Genomic DNA, 12,699 nt, shown 5'->3' on the forward strand with positions numbered 1-12,699 from the left:
GGGCCATAAAACGCTCAGAACAAAATTCTCTGCACAAAATTTGTCTCCTTTCTGTGATGCGGGTAGACTTCTCGGCCTTGCATAAATACGGAGACTTTCTCATGAGCGAAACGGCCACCTGGCAGCCGAGCGCATCCATCCCCAATTTGTTAAAACGCGCCGCCATTATGGCGGAGATTCGGCGCTTCTTCGCCGACCGAGGCGTTCTGGAGGTGGAAACACCCTGCATGAGCCAGGCGACGGTAACCGATATTCATCTGGTGCCGTTTGAAACCCGTTTCGTCGGCCCAGGTCACTCTCAGGGCATGAATTTGTACCTGATGACCAGCCCGGAATACCACATGAAACGCCTGCTGGCGGCGGGCTGTGGCCCGGTGTTCCAGCTGTGTCGCAGTTTCCGTAATGAAGAGATGGGGCGCCACCACAACCCGGAATTCACCATGCTGGAGTGGTATCGCCCGCATTACGACATGTACCGCCTGATGAATGAGGTGGACGATCTCCTGCAGCAGGTGCTGGAATGCGGAGCCGCAGAAAGTTTGTCTTACCAGCAGGCCTTCCAGCGCCATCTGGATATCGACCCACTGTCTGCAGACAAAGCGCAGCTGCGTGAAGCGGCGGCGAAGCTCGATCTGAGCAACATCGCCGACAAAGAAGAAGATCGGGACACGCTGTTGCAGCTGTTGTTTGCGATGGGCGTCGAGCCACAGATTGGTAAAGACAAGCCAACCTTCGTGTATCACTTCCCGGCAAGCCAGGCCTCTCTGGCGCAGATCAGCACCGAAGATCACCGCGTGGCGGAGCGCTTTGAGGTTTACTTCAAAGGTATCGAGCTGGCGAATGGCTTCCATGAGCTGACCGATGCCCGCGAACAGCAGCAGCGTTTCGAGCAGGATAACCGCAAACGCGCGGCGCTTGGCCTGCCGCAGCAGCCGGTGGACATGAACCTGCTGGCGGCGCTGGAAGCGGGCATGCCGGACAGCTCCGGCGTAGCGCTGGGCGTTGACCGCCTGATTATGCTGGCGCTGGGGGCGGAAAGCCTTGCCGAGGTCTTAGCCTTTACGGTGGACCGCGCTTAACGCCCGAAGAAAACTGGCCCCTCTGCGGGGCCATTTTTTTATCTGCTGGCGAACGGTTAGCGGCTCGCTTTAGCCATCAGTTGGTGGAACAAGTTTAAAACGGTCTCGTTGCCTATCGGCAGCATGTTGTCGCCTATATACCATTCCGTTTTACACCAGCCCGGTACTTCGGCCTCTTCCAGCGCATTGAACAGCCAGTATCCCTCCTGCCTGGCTATTTCATCCCTGGCGCTGAGTAATGTTTCTTTATCCGCATCGAAATAAACATGCAGCATGTTGACCTGAGGTCTGCGGGGCAGGATACGAATGCCCGGCACGGCCTCCAGGCTGGCGGTGAGACTGAGGGTGCGCTGATAGCAGCTCTCAAGGATGGCCAGCCGTTTTTCTAAGCGCATTGCCGTGGAAACCACCGCGGGACTTTGCGTCACCACGTTACCGCCTAATCGTCTGAGCCAGACGCGAGCCTGGCGGATAAAGTCTTCATCGCCAGCGAGTAACGAACCTGAAATACCCCCGAGGCCCTTGTAGACGGAAACATAGACTGAAGAAAAACCCTCAGCAATTTCAGCCCAGGTGCGCTGGTAATACGCCCGGCTCTCCCAGAGGCGAGCCCCGTCCATATGCAGCGGCGTGCCAGCTTCTGCGGCTGCGGCTTTCAGGGCTTCCAGCTCGCCCCACTCCGGGAGTTGTCCGCCAATCTCACGCGCGGGAAGTTCAACCACAAGGCAGCTTAAAGGCTCCGCTATGGCGGTAAAATCACTGGCAAGGATAGGCCGTAGTTTATGGCCTACGACGACGCCATGCATCTTCACCAGGGCCTGAAAAGTTTGCTGTTCATGAATCAGCAGGTGCGATGTCGCGTGCGCGCCAAAGCGAGGCAGGCGGTTACGTTCGCTCCAGATAATGACCGCTATCAGCTGCGCCATCACTCCGGTAGGAATAAATATTGCCGCTGGTTTACCCAGTAGCTGAGCGATTTTGGTCTCAAAACCCGCGATAAAATCCCCCACGCCGTAGCTGTCATGGGCGACTTCATTTTCCCTGGCCCAGTCGGCCATCTCCCGGAATTGCTCCGCAGGTGTCATTTCTTTAAATCCTCTCAGCTCGGTTTTACAGGCAAGCTTAAGAGCGCGTCGTTGGGCATCGATATTTGGCATCAAAGCAGAGAACCTCTATCTGGACGGGTTAAGTCAAAGGGGAACGTAGGGCATTAGCGCAATGTGAATAAGCTACCCGAAATGGCGATCGTAAAGTGTATACATTTGGTAAACTGCGCTCATGCTAACGATAAAACGAATTACCGACCGCAGCTCCCCGTATTTTGAATGCGTGGACGAGCTGTATGAAAGCGCCTTTCCGCGCCATGAGAAACGCCAGCCCGCCGCAAAAATTAGCGCGCTTTCTCACCCGAATTACAGCCTGCAGGCCTGGTTCGACGGCGAGCAGTTTGTCGGCATGATCGGCGCGTGGGATTTTGGCGACTATGCCTATATTGAGCACCTCGCCGTGAACGGCCAGCTGCGTGCGCAGGGCTACGGCAAGCGAATGCTGAGCCAGTTTTTGCGGCTTTACCCGCAAACTATCCTCGAAATCGATCCGCTCACCACTGAGATCGCTCATAAGCGGCTGCGTTTTTACCAAAGCCTCGGCTTCTGCGAAAACGACTATGTGCATCACCATCCTACTTACCATGCGGATATCCCCGATCATCAGCTGATTGTGCTGAGTTATCCGCAGCCCATCGGTGACGCTCAGTATGGCCGCTTTTTTGACGATCTCTGCCACATCGTGATGGAACGCCCGCTTTAATCTAAACGTTTTTAAAGTACCCGGCAGGCAGTCGCCGCCGGGCGCTAATCTATTTTTTACCAGGACTTAATAGATGGATATCACCACGCTGTTTCTTTACGTCATCGCCGTTAGCGCGGTTATGGTGACGCCAGGCCCGTCGATGCTTTTAGCACTCAATAACGGAGCCACCTACGGAATGCGCATTGCGGGCTACGGCTTCCTCGGTGCGGTGCTGGCGGACCTGCTGCTGATTGGCGCGGTGGGCTGCGGCCTGGGCGCGTTGTTGCAGGCTTCTGAACAGCTGTTTGCAGTGGTGAAATGGGGCGGCGCGCTTTACCTGGTCTATCTGGCTTACGTGCTGTGGCGCGCACCTGCTAAGGCGCTAAGCGTGAGCGCTTCGGCGACAGTGGCCACGGGCAAAACGGCGTTTCTGCGATCGCTGATGGTCGGCTTATCCAACCCCAAAGGGCTGCTGTTCTTCTCGGCATTTTTACCGCAGTTCATCCGCCCGCAGGAGCCGGTGGCGATGCAGTACATGATTCTGGCGCTGGTCAGCGCGATGATTGACTGCATCATGATGACGATTTACGCCTGGGGGGGCCGCCACGCGATGCGTAAATTCTCCGCCAACGTGATGCGCTGGGTGAACCGCAGCTGTGCGGGTATGCTCGCCGTGCTGGCGGTGGGCGTGGCGCTGTATCGACGCAGTAATTTGACCTGAGAAAGGTCAGAGGAAATTGAGCGCTGGCCGGGGAGAAAACAGGCCAGCGCTAACGTCTTAGCTTTCCTGCTCTTCGGCGAGTTCGCGAAGGTAAGAGAAGATCTGACGGTATGACTTAGGCGGCTTATTGGCCGCTTTTTCTTTTTGCGCGTTACGGATCAACACGCGCAGCTGCTGGCGATCCGCCTGCGGATAAAGTCTCAGGACTTCGCTCATCGCGTCATCGCCTTCTTCAACCAGGCGGTCGCGCAGGGCTTCCAGCTTGTGGAACAGCGAAACCTGCTGGTTGTGGCGGTTCTTCAGCTTGTCGAGCGCCTGACGGATTGGATCCATGTCGCGGGAACGCATCATCTTGCCGATCAGCTGCACCTGGCGGCGGCGGCCTTCTTTCTTGATGCGCTGCGCCAGCTCAATGGCGGCACGTAAATCATCGTCGAGCGGGATTTTTTCCAGGGCATTTTTGCCCAGTTCCATCAGCTCAACGCCCAGGCGTTTTAGCTCTTCGGCGTCGCGCTTAATCTCACTTTTACTGACCCAGATAATTTCATCATCTTCGTCTTCATTTTCATCATCGGGCACGTCGTCGAGCCAGTCTTCGGGCTGCTTGGTCATATTAGGCTCCTTAAAAAGTTGACGCGGATATTACCAGCAATGGGCCTGCACTGCGAAATTGTTCTGATCCTGTTAGACTTGAACGACTCACCTTACATTATGGCAGTAGCGATGAAAGTAAACACGCAAGTAGCACAACAACGTCAGGTTCTGGAGCAGGCGGTTTCACAGGCGCTGGAGCTGGCAAAGGGCAAGTCAGACGGCGCGGAAGTGGCGGTCAGTAAAACCACGGGTATCAGCGTCAGCACCCGCTACGGTGAGGTGGAGAACGTCGAATTCAACAGCGATGGTGCGTTGGGCATCACCGTTTATCACCAAAACCGCAAAGGCAGCGCTTCGTCCACGGATCTGAGCCCGGACGCCATTGCCCGTACCGTACAGGCCGCGCTGGACATCGCTCGCTATACCTCGCCGGACCCTTATGCTGGCGTGGCGGATAAAGAATTGCTGGCCTTTGATGCCCCCGATCTGGATCTCTTCCACCCAACGGAAATTGACCCGGAGCGCGCCATTGAGCTTGCCGCGCGAGCGGAAAACGCGTCCCTGAACGTGGACAAACGCATTACCAATACCGAAGGCGGCAGCTTTAACAGCCATTACGGCATCAAAGTTTTCGGCAACAGCCACGGTATGCTGCAGAGCTACTGCTCCACCCGCCATTCTCTTTCGAGCTGCGTCATTGCCGAAGAAAACGGTGATATGGAGCGGGATTACGCATACACCATCGGTCGCGCGATGGAAGACCTGAAATCACCTGAATGGGTCGGGGCCGACTGCGCGCGCCGCACGCTGTCTCGCCTGTCTCCGCGTAAACTGTCCACCATGAAAGCCCCGGTGATTTTCGCTAATGAAGTGGCGACCGGGCTGTTTGGTCACCTGGTCGGCGCGATTGCGGGCGGTGCGGTGTACCGCAAATCAACTTTCCTGCTGGATTCCCTCGGCAAGCAAATTCTGCCGGACTGGCTGACCATTGAAGAGCATCCGCACCTGCTGAAAGGCCTGGCTTCCACGCCGTTTGACAGCGAAGGCGTGCGTACCGAACGCCGCGATATCATCAAGGACGGTGTGCTGCAGCAGTGGCTGCTGACCAACTATTCCGCACGTAAGCTGGGGCTGAAAAGCACCGGCCACGCGGGCGGGATCCACAACTGGCGCATTGCTGGCCGGGGCCTGGGCTTTGAGGAAATGCTGAAACAGATGGGCACCGGGCTGGTGGTGACCGAGCTGATGGGGCAGGGCGTGAGCGGCATTACCGGCGACTATTCTCGCGGTGCGGCGGGCTTCTGGGTTGAAAATGGCGAGATCCAGTATCCGGTGAGCGAAATCACCATCGCCGGCAACCTGAAAGACATGTGGCGCGAGATAGTTACTATTGGCAACGATATAGAAACACGTAGCAACATTCAGTGTGGTTCAGTCTTACTTCCGGAGATGAAGATAGCCGGTCAGTAAAGCAATGTGGCGCGTCCTGCCGCGCCCGTTTCTCATATAAAAAAGATAAGGTGAGTAAATGCGTAAGCAACTGATTGCAATGTTAGCCGTATCATCCGTGTTACTGTCCGGCGCTGCGTTTGCCAAAGATGTCGGTGACGACATGGACATTATCGCGAAAAACTACAAGACCGTGCTGAGCACCAAAGATGCCGCCGAGCTGAAAACCTCACTGGGCAACATGCGTGAAGCGGCTCTGGATGCGCAGAAAGGCACCCCGCCTAAGCTGGAAAATGAGGCTGCCGACAGCGCCAACATGAAAGAGTACCGTCACGGGTTTGATATTCTCGTGGGCCAGATTGACGGTGCCCTGAAGCTGGCCAACGAAGGCAAAGTGACAGAAGCTCAGGCTGCTGCCGCAGACTTCAAAACCACTCGCGATACCTACCACAAGAAGTTTCGCTAAGATTTAACAACGGGCGGGATATTCCCGCCCGCTTTCTTTACCGCAGTGCTCCCACCGCCTGCTCCAGCGCAGCAATATCGTTATTGCTCAACAGGGGCCGAATAGCCTGAAAGTGCTCGTCGCTTAGCTGGTAAATGTGCAGCTTCAGCAGCCGCTCAATCACCTCGGGTTCGAAACGCAGGGCGATTGGTTTGGCCGGGTTACCGCCGACGACGCTGTAAGGCGCGACGTCTTTCGTCACCACGCTGCCAGCGGCAATAATTGCGCCTTCACCGATGGTTACGCCGGGTATGATGATTGCCCTCATGCCTATCCAGCAGCCGTCTCCGAGCGTCGTGTCGCCTTTGGCGCGGTAGGCGTCTTTGATGGTTTCGATAAAGGGGTAAAGAGAGAACCAGTCGCCTCTGTGTGTGTGGTTGCCGCCCATCAGGATCACCGCCTCGGCGGCGATACAGACGTAATCCCCTATCCACAGCTGGTCAAGCTCGCCAATGGGTTCCCACTCCCGGCTCACCGCGTCACCCTGCAGGTAGCGCACCACGCTTCGCTCAAAACCGCTATCCCAGCAGTCGCTGTAATAACTGTGCTGGCCTTTAATATGAATATTGGGGTTGGTCACCGTTTCGTGCAGGTACTCGACCTGAGACCAGTGCTTTTCAGTCTTTGACATGTTTTTTCTCACAACAAAAGTGTGCCCACGGAACAAGGTTCCGTTTCAAATTGCAGACGGGAATGTGTGAGCGCGCTAAGCGATGCGCGGCTGTTTTAGCAGAGGATTGTTGAGTATGGCGACGAGCAGCATGACGTTTAAACCTGCATTTGAGACTCGACAACCTTAACATCGGGGGCAGCGGAGTACACCTTTTTCCTCCTTCATCCGCGTAGCGCACCCTGGCCATCTTCGCCTTCTACTCCGATCACAAAACGATAAACCCATTATTACTCTAAGGCTAATGATTAACGCCTGAGCTTAATTGATAGCCAACCCCGCGTGGCGCACACTTTTAACCAGACTAAAGCCAATCAAAATGATGCGCTGAATCAGGAGGTTAATAATGAGTGCTAGCCAAACGCCTGCCCGCGTCTGGAACACGCGTCGCACCGAGAAGCAGCGACGTATGGCGTCCAGTAACGTACAGGGCAAGGTGATCCCGACCGGGGACCTCGTCGAAGTGATGGAAAAGCTGATTGCACCGGGCGACCGGGTAGTGCTGGAAGGAAATAACCAAAAACAGGCTGATTTTCTCTCCCGCATGCTGGCAGAAGTCAGCCCGCAAAAAGTACACGATCTGCATATGATCATGCCGAGCGTCGGCCGGAGTGAACACCTTGATATTTTTGAAAAAGGTATCGCCCGCAAGCTTGACTTCTCTTTCTCCGGCACCCAAAGCCTGCGTATTTCTCAACTGCTTGAAGACGGGCTGTTAGAAATTGGCTCGATTCACACCTACATCGAGCTTTATGCACGCTTGTACGTCGATCTTGCACCTAACGTCGCGCTCATCGCCGGTTATAAAGCCGACCGCAAAGGAAACCTGTACACCGGGCCGAGTACTGAAGATACGCCTGCATTGGTTGAAGCAGCCGCCTTCCATGACGGGATTGTTATCGCCCAGGTTAATGAACTGGTGGACGATGACTGCGATTTGCCGCGCGTGGACATTCCCGGATCCTGGATTGACTTCGTGGTGGTTGCCGACAAACCCTTCTTTATCGAACCGCTGTTTACCCGTGACCCGCGCCTGATCAAGCAGGAACACATCCTGATGGCGATGATGGCCATCAAAGGCATTTACGCCGAACACCAGGTTCAGTCGCTGAACCATGGGATCGGCTTTAACACCGCCGCCATTGAGCTGCTGCTGCCGACTTACGGCGAACAGCTTGGTCTGAAAGGTAAAATCTGCAAACACTGGACCCTGAACCCGCACCCGACGCTGATCCCGGCGATTGAAAGCGGCTGGGTCGAGAGCGTGCACTGCTTCGGCGGCGAGCTGGGCATGGAAGAGTACATTCGCGCCCGCCCGGATATCTTCTTTACCGGTGCCGACGGCTCTATGCGCTCCAACCGAGCCATGTGCCAACTGGCCGGGCAATACGCTGTGGATATGTTTATTGGTTCCACCCTGCAGGTTGATGGCCTGGCTAACTCTTCAACCGTGACGCGTGGCCGCTTATCGGGCTTCGGCGGCGCGCCAAATATGGGGCACGATCCGCACGGTCGTCGCCACGCCACGCCGGCTTGGCTGAATATGATCACCGAGCCCGATCCGATGCAGCGCGGTAAAAAGCTGGTGGTGCAGATGGTCGAAACCTTCCAGGCGGGCGTGAAGCCCACCTTTGTGGAAACCCTGGATGCTGTAGAGGTGGCCAAAACCTCCGGCATGCCGCTGGCCCCGGTAATGATTTACGGCGACGACGTCACCCACGTGCTCACCGAGGAAGGCATTGCGTATCTCTACCGTGCGGAGAGTCTGGAAGAACGCCGTGCGATGGTAGCGGCGGTCGCCGGCATCACCGACATCGGCCTGGGCGTGGACGCTAAACGTGTCGCCGCACTTCGCCAGAGCGGCAAAGTGGCTTACCCGGAAGATATGGGGATCCGCCGCAGCGAGGCGACCCGTTCTCTCCTGGCGGCAAGCAGCGTGGCCGATCTCGTCGAATGGTCCGGCGGTCTTTACAACCCGCCAGCGAAATTCCGGAGCTGGTAATGAAATTACATCCACAGAAAGGCGTCGAGGCCGAAGCGGGCTGGCTGGCAAGGGCTGCGACCCAAAGCCTGATCGAAGAAGCCCGCCTGAGCCCGAAACCCGGTCTGGTGGACAGCCGGGGGAATGGCGCCCATCACGACCTCAGCCTGGCGCTGATGGAGCGATCGGCCCTCAGCCTGACCCCGACATTTCATGCTCTGGCATTACAAAGCTGGGAACGTCCGGCAGACATCGCGCTGCGCCAGCTGATAGGGCGCCTGGGTCGCGAAGGTGAGCAACAGATGATGGCGGCGACCGGGGGAGTGAATACCCACCGGGGAGCCATCTGGGCGCTCGGCCTGCTGATTTCCGCCGCCGCTATGCACGGTATGAATGGCAGCAGCGTGGAGATCGCCGCTACGGCAGCGCGACTTGCCGCACTTACTGATGAAGCCGCGCCAAAAAGCTTCAGCAAAGGGTTAAGAGCCACAAGACGCTATCGCGTGCCGGGTGCACGAGAAGAGGCCCAGCAGGGTTTCCCTCACGTGATGCGCCTTGCGCTGCCCCAGCTTCGCCGTAGCCGCCAGTCCGGGGCAACGGAAGGCGAGGCCAGGATTGACGCTTTGATGGCGATTATGACTTCACTTTCAGATACCTGTGTACTTTCTCGTGCCGGTTTACCTGGCCTGGAAACAATGCAGAAAGGTGCCCGCAGCGTACTGATGAACGGGGGGATTTCGCGCAAAGAAGGCCGTGATGCACTGGATTTGCTCGACCGCAATATGCTGGCGCTGAATGCCTCTCCGGGCGGCGCGGCTGATTTGCTCGCCGCCACGCTCCTGCTGGACCGCATCGATAACGATGCCACTCCGCTTCACTCACTTAATTAACGAGGGCGTTATGGAACACATTACGTTGTCATTTCCGGCAACCCGCACGGCCACAGGCAAAGCTCTGGCTGGCGTGGTGGGCTCCGGCGATATGGAAGTCCTGTTTACTGCCGCACAGGGGCAGATTCTGACCATCGACATTACCACCTCCGTCGATAACAGCGAAAAACGCTGGAAAGCGCTTTTCGAGCGCCTGGCCGCGCTGAGTCAACTGCCTGCCGGGCAAATGCACATTCATGATTTTGGCGCGACGCCGGGCGTGGCGCGTATCCGCATTGAACAGGTTTTTGAGGAGGTGGCTCATGCGTGACGACAGCAGTTTTATTGAATTAAGAGCACGCGAGCGTGCCCGTCTGCTGCTTGATGAAGGCAGCTACCGCGAACTGCTCGATCCTTTTGAGGGCATTATTTCGCCATGGCTGGGGCCTCAGGGCATTGTGCCTCAGTCAGACGACGGTATGGTCGTGGCCAAAGGTACGATCAACGGTGGTCCGGCGGTGGTGATTGCCATCGAAGGCGCATTCCAGGGCGGCAGTATGGGCGAAGTCTCCGGGGCGAAAATGGCTGCCGCGCTTGAGCTGGCGGCGGAAGACAACCGCAACGGTATTCCGACGCAGGCGGTGCTTTGCCTGGAAACCGGCGGCGTGCGCCTGCAGGAGGCTAACCTCGGCCTGGCGGCGATTGCCGATATTCACGCGGCGATTGTCGATCTGCGTCGCTATACCCCGGTGATTGGCGTTGTCGCTGGAACCGTGGGTTGCTTTGGGGGGATGTCGATTGCCGCTGCACTTTGCAGCTATCTGATTGTAACTCGCGAAGCGCGCCTGGGCCTCAATGGTCCTCAGGTTATCGAGCAAGAAGCGGGCATTGAGGAATACGATTCCCGGGATCGGCCGTTTATCTGGAGCATGACCGGTGGCGAAGTTCGCTACCAGAGCGGGCTGGTGGACGCGCTGGTTGGGGACGGCGTTCACGCAGTCAAGCAGGCGGTCAACAAAGCCATCGCCAAAGGCGTTCCGGCACTGCATCGCACCGATAACTACGCGTGGTATCTGGATCGCCTGACCCATTTCGACACCAGTCAACAGGCTGATGCCGAACAAATCAAACAGCTTTTTGGGGAGAAACGCTAATGAGCCAGAAACTGAATCGTGCCGCTGTTTGGCTGGGCACTCTGGTCCCGGATGCACCACGTATGGCGGGACTGTGCGCCTCCGTACAGGTCGCCGACGGTAACGTTGACGGAAAACCTGCACGCTTTATCGCTGTGGTGCCCGATGCCAATAACCATTACCCCCGGGCTGCTGGCGGCGAAGTCGGGCTGTTAGAAGGCTGGACGCTGGCAAAAGTGGTCAGCGAAACCATCGCTGAAGATGCCGACAAAGCTGAAAAGCGAGCCATCATCGCCGTTATTGATGTCCCTAGTCAGGCCTATGGTCGCCGCGAAGAGGCATTCGGTATTCACCAGGCGCTGGCAGGTGCCGCAGGCGCTTACGCCAACGCTCGTCTGGCCGGGCACCCTGTTGTGGGCCTGATTGTCGGCAAGGCGATGTCCGGGGCATTTCTCGCTCACGGCTACCAGGCTAACCGACTGATCGCTTTTAACGACCAGGGCGTAATGATTCACGCGATGGGGAAAGAGTCCGCCGCGCGGATCACCTTACGCACCGTCGAGGCGCTGGAAAAACTGGCCGCGACCATTCCTCCAATGGCCTATGACATCAGCAATTACGAAACCCTGGGTCTGCTCTCGATGCTGCTGGATATCCATAATCCGGATGAGCCGAAGAGTGACGATGTGACAAAAGTACAGGCTGCCCTGAGTACGGCAGTGAAAGAGGCTCGGAGCGATACTTCGCTGAAATGTCGTCTGTTGGCGAAAAATCGCCACAGTTCGGCGCTGGTTCGTGAACGCATGCGCGCCAGCTGGTAAGAAAAAAGACAGACCTGCCGGATGCTATAACCAGACACGGCGCGCCGTGTCTGAATAAAAAGACGTCCGAAAAAATAATAAATATCGCGACCGTGCTAACTCTCTTTATTGACTCAAGGTGAAGTTATGACTTACGTGATCGTTCATGCTCTGGCCCCTATTTTTGTCATCATGCTGCTGGGATTTTTCGCCGGCAAAGCGAAAATGGTCGATAACAAAAATGTCTCGCTGCTTAATATTTTTGTCATGGACTTTGCTCTACCCGCCGCGCTGTTTAGCGCGACAGTACAAACGCCGTGGCTTGGCATTGTTCAGCAGTCACCGCTAATCGTGGTACTGGTGCTTTCGATGTGGATTACCTATGCGGCGATTTACTTCCTGGCGACCAGCGTATTTAAAAAGTCGCCGCAGGATGCCGCCGTGTTGACGCTTACCGTGGCGCTGCCTAACTATGCCGCGCTTGGCCTGCCGATTTTAGGCAGCGTGCTCGGGGAAGGCTCCTCGACTTCGCTTTCCGTCGCGGTGTCGATTGCCTGCGGCTCCGTCCTGATGACGCCGTTCTGCCTGCTGATTCTTGAACGTGAAAAAGCACGTGCGGCAGGGGAAAACACTGGCTCAACGCTGACAATGTTGCCTGTACTGATGTGGCGTTCGGTGAAAAAACCTATCGTGTGGGGACCGTTGCTGGGGGTTGTACTGTCGGCTGTCGGTGTCCGGATGCCTGACTTGCTGCTGGCTTCTATTAAACCGCTGGGCCTGGCCGCTACCGCAGCCGCATTGTTCCTGACCGGCGTGATCCTGTCTGCGCGTAAGCTGCAGATCAACACTATGGTTATCACCGCGACCGTTACCAAACTGCTTATCCAGCCGTTTATCGCCTGGGGCATCGTGCTGGCGCTCGGCCTGACTGGCCCGGTGGCCATTACCTCCATTCTGATGATTGCCCTGGCCGCCGGCTTCTTTGGCGTAGTTTTTGGCAACCGGTTTGGTGTGCAATCGCCGGATGCGGAAGCCGTGTTGTTGCTGAGCTCGGTACTCTCTATCCTGTCGCTACCGCTGTTTATTACGCTGACTTCAGGAATTTAA

The 12,699-nt window shown here is 56.7% G+C and carries 14 protein-coding genes; 11 read left to right on the top strand and 3 right to left on the bottom strand.

Going from position 1 to position 12,699, the window contains the following annotated elements; genetic code table 11:
- Positions 1–101: 101 nt before the first annotated feature.
- Positions 102–1,079: an elongation factor P--(R)-beta-lysine ligase gene (gene epmA / locus WFK85_RS15030; RefSeq protein WP_045781084.1), complete on the top strand. Its 978-nt coding sequence runs from the start codon at positions 102–104 to the stop codon at positions 1,077–1,079.
- A 56-nt stretch (positions 1,080–1,135) separates the two neighbouring features.
- On the opposite strand, the gene WFK85_RS15035 is transcribed toward epmA, so the two are convergent.
- On the bottom strand, positions 1,136–2,164 hold the full coding sequence (locus WFK85_RS15035; RefSeq protein WP_336708764.1) for a threonine aldolase family protein: 1,029 nt from the start codon (positions 2,162–2,164) through the stop codon (positions 1,136–1,138).
- Positions 2,165–2,357: 193 nt separating this feature from the next.
- Here WFK85_RS15035 and WFK85_RS15040 point away from each other — a divergent pair, with 193 nt between their 5' ends.
- Entirely contained in the window at positions 2,358–2,888 is a 531-nt protein-coding gene (locus tag WFK85_RS15040; protein ID WP_336708766.1) for a GNAT family N-acetyltransferase, read from the top strand.
- A gap of 73 nt (positions 2,889–2,961) precedes the next feature.
- The gene (locus WFK85_RS15045; protein WP_336708768.1) at positions 2,962–3,591 is read left to right on the top strand and encodes a LysE family translocator; all 630 of its coding nucleotides are present in this window, start codon (positions 2,962–2,964) and stop codon (positions 3,589–3,591) included.
- 57 nt (positions 3,592–3,648) lie between these two features.
- Here the strand turns inward: WFK85_RS15045 and yjgA are convergent, their stop codons facing one another.
- Positions 3,649–4,203: a ribosome biogenesis factor YjgA gene (gene yjgA, locus WFK85_RS15050; protein WP_008453724.1), complete on the bottom strand. Its 555-nt coding sequence runs from the start codon at positions 4,201–4,203 to the stop codon at positions 3,649–3,651.
- 99 nt (positions 4,204–4,302) lie between these two features.
- Between yjgA and pmbA the strand changes: the two genes are divergently transcribed.
- The gene (gene pmbA, locus WFK85_RS15055; protein ID WP_166993629.1) at positions 4,303–5,655 is read left to right on the top strand and encodes a metalloprotease PmbA; all 1,353 of its coding nucleotides are present in this window, start codon (positions 4,303–4,305) and stop codon (positions 5,653–5,655) included.
- A 58-nt stretch (positions 5,656–5,713) separates the two neighbouring features.
- Entirely contained in the window at positions 5,714–6,100 is a 387-nt protein-coding gene (gene cybC / locus WFK85_RS15060; RefSeq protein ID WP_008453720.1) for a cytochrome b562, read from the top strand.
- 37 nt (positions 6,101–6,137) lie between these two features.
- Here the strand turns inward: cybC and WFK85_RS15065 are convergent, their stop codons facing one another.
- On the bottom strand, positions 6,138–6,770 hold the full coding sequence (locus WFK85_RS15065; RefSeq protein WP_336708771.1) for a CatB-related O-acetyltransferase: 633 nt from the start codon (positions 6,768–6,770) through the stop codon (positions 6,138–6,140).
- Positions 6,771–7,155: 385 nt separating this feature from the next.
- Here WFK85_RS15065 and mdcA point away from each other — a divergent pair, with 385 nt between their 5' ends.
- From mdcA to WFK85_RS15095, 6 genes are all read left to right on the top strand, one after another.
- Positions 7,156–8,811: a malonate decarboxylase subunit alpha gene (mdcA, locus tag WFK85_RS15070; protein WP_213714773.1), complete on the top strand. Its 1,656-nt coding sequence runs from the start codon at positions 7,156–7,158 to the stop codon at positions 8,809–8,811.
- Positions 8,811–9,680: a triphosphoribosyl-dephospho-CoA synthase gene (locus WFK85_RS15075; RefSeq protein WP_336708774.1), complete on the top strand. Its 870-nt coding sequence runs from the start codon at positions 8,811–8,813 to the stop codon at positions 9,678–9,680. Before mdcA ends, WFK85_RS15075 begins: the two co-directional genes overlap by 1 nt.
- A gap of 10 nt (positions 9,681–9,690) precedes the next feature.
- Positions 9,691–9,990: a malonate decarboxylase acyl carrier protein gene (mdcC, locus tag WFK85_RS15080; RefSeq protein ID WP_008453713.1), complete on the top strand. Its 300-nt coding sequence runs from the start codon at positions 9,691–9,693 to the stop codon at positions 9,988–9,990.
- Positions 9,983–10,813, top strand: a complete 831-nt coding sequence (locus WFK85_RS15085) for a biotin-independent malonate decarboxylase subunit beta (protein WP_336708777.1) — start codon at positions 9,983–9,985, stop codon at positions 10,811–10,813. Before mdcC ends, WFK85_RS15085 begins: the two co-directional genes overlap by 8 nt.
- Positions 10,813–11,613, top strand: a complete 801-nt coding sequence (mdcE, locus tag WFK85_RS15090) for a biotin-independent malonate decarboxylase subunit gamma (protein WP_336708778.1) — start codon at positions 10,813–10,815, stop codon at positions 11,611–11,613. Before WFK85_RS15085 ends, mdcE begins: the two co-directional genes overlap by 1 nt.
- Positions 11,614–11,739: 126 nt before the next feature.
- Positions 11,740–12,699, top strand: a complete 960-nt coding sequence (locus WFK85_RS15095; protein ID WP_166877368.1) for an AEC family transporter — start codon at positions 11,740–11,742, stop codon at positions 12,697–12,699.

Origin of the sequence: Cedecea sp. VD22 (assembly GCF_037150195.1) — a bacterium.
Lineage (GTDB): Bacteria > Pseudomonadota > Gammaproteobacteria > Enterobacterales > Enterobacteriaceae > Cedecea.

Bases quoted from the DNA above. Each gene is read 5' to 3' on its own strand.
- epmA (WP_045781084.1), top strand. From the start codon at position 102: ATGAGCGAAACGGCCACCTGGCAGCCGAGCGCATCCATCCCCAATTTG.
- WFK85_RS15035 (WP_336708764.1), bottom strand. From the start codon at position 2,164: ATGACACCTGCGGAGCAATTCCGGGAGATGGCCGACTGGGCCAGGGAA.
- WFK85_RS15040 (WP_336708766.1), top strand. From the start codon at position 2,358: ATGCTAACGATAAAACGAATTACCGACCGCAGCTCCCCGTATTTTGAA.
- WFK85_RS15045 (WP_336708768.1), top strand. From the start codon at position 2,962: ATGGATATCACCACGCTGTTTCTTTACGTCATCGCCGTTAGCGCGGTT.
- yjgA (WP_008453724.1), bottom strand. From the start codon at position 4,203: ATGACCAAGCAGCCCGAAGACTGGCTCGACGACGTGCCCGATGATGAA.
- pmbA (WP_166993629.1), top strand. From the start codon at position 4,303: ATGGCAGTAGCGATGAAAGTAAACACGCAAGTAGCACAACAACGTCAG.
- cybC (WP_008453720.1), top strand. From the start codon at position 5,714: ATGCGTAAGCAACTGATTGCAATGTTAGCCGTATCATCCGTGTTACTG.
- WFK85_RS15065 (WP_336708771.1), bottom strand. From the start codon at position 6,770: ATGTCAAAGACTGAAAAGCACTGGTCTCAGGTCGAGTACCTGCACGAA.
- mdcA (WP_213714773.1), top strand. From the start codon at position 7,156: ATGAGTGCTAGCCAAACGCCTGCCCGCGTCTGGAACACGCGTCGCACC.
- WFK85_RS15075 (WP_336708774.1), top strand. From the start codon at position 8,811: ATGAAATTACATCCACAGAAAGGCGTCGAGGCCGAAGCGGGCTGGCTG.
- mdcC (WP_008453713.1), top strand. From the start codon at position 9,691: ATGGAACACATTACGTTGTCATTTCCGGCAACCCGCACGGCCACAGGC.
- WFK85_RS15085 (WP_336708777.1), top strand. From the start codon at position 9,983: ATGCGTGACGACAGCAGTTTTATTGAATTAAGAGCACGCGAGCGTGCC.
- mdcE (WP_336708778.1), top strand. From the start codon at position 10,813: ATGAGCCAGAAACTGAATCGTGCCGCTGTTTGGCTGGGCACTCTGGTC.
- WFK85_RS15095 (WP_166877368.1), top strand. From the start codon at position 11,740: ATGACTTACGTGATCGTTCATGCTCTGGCCCCTATTTTTGTCATCATG.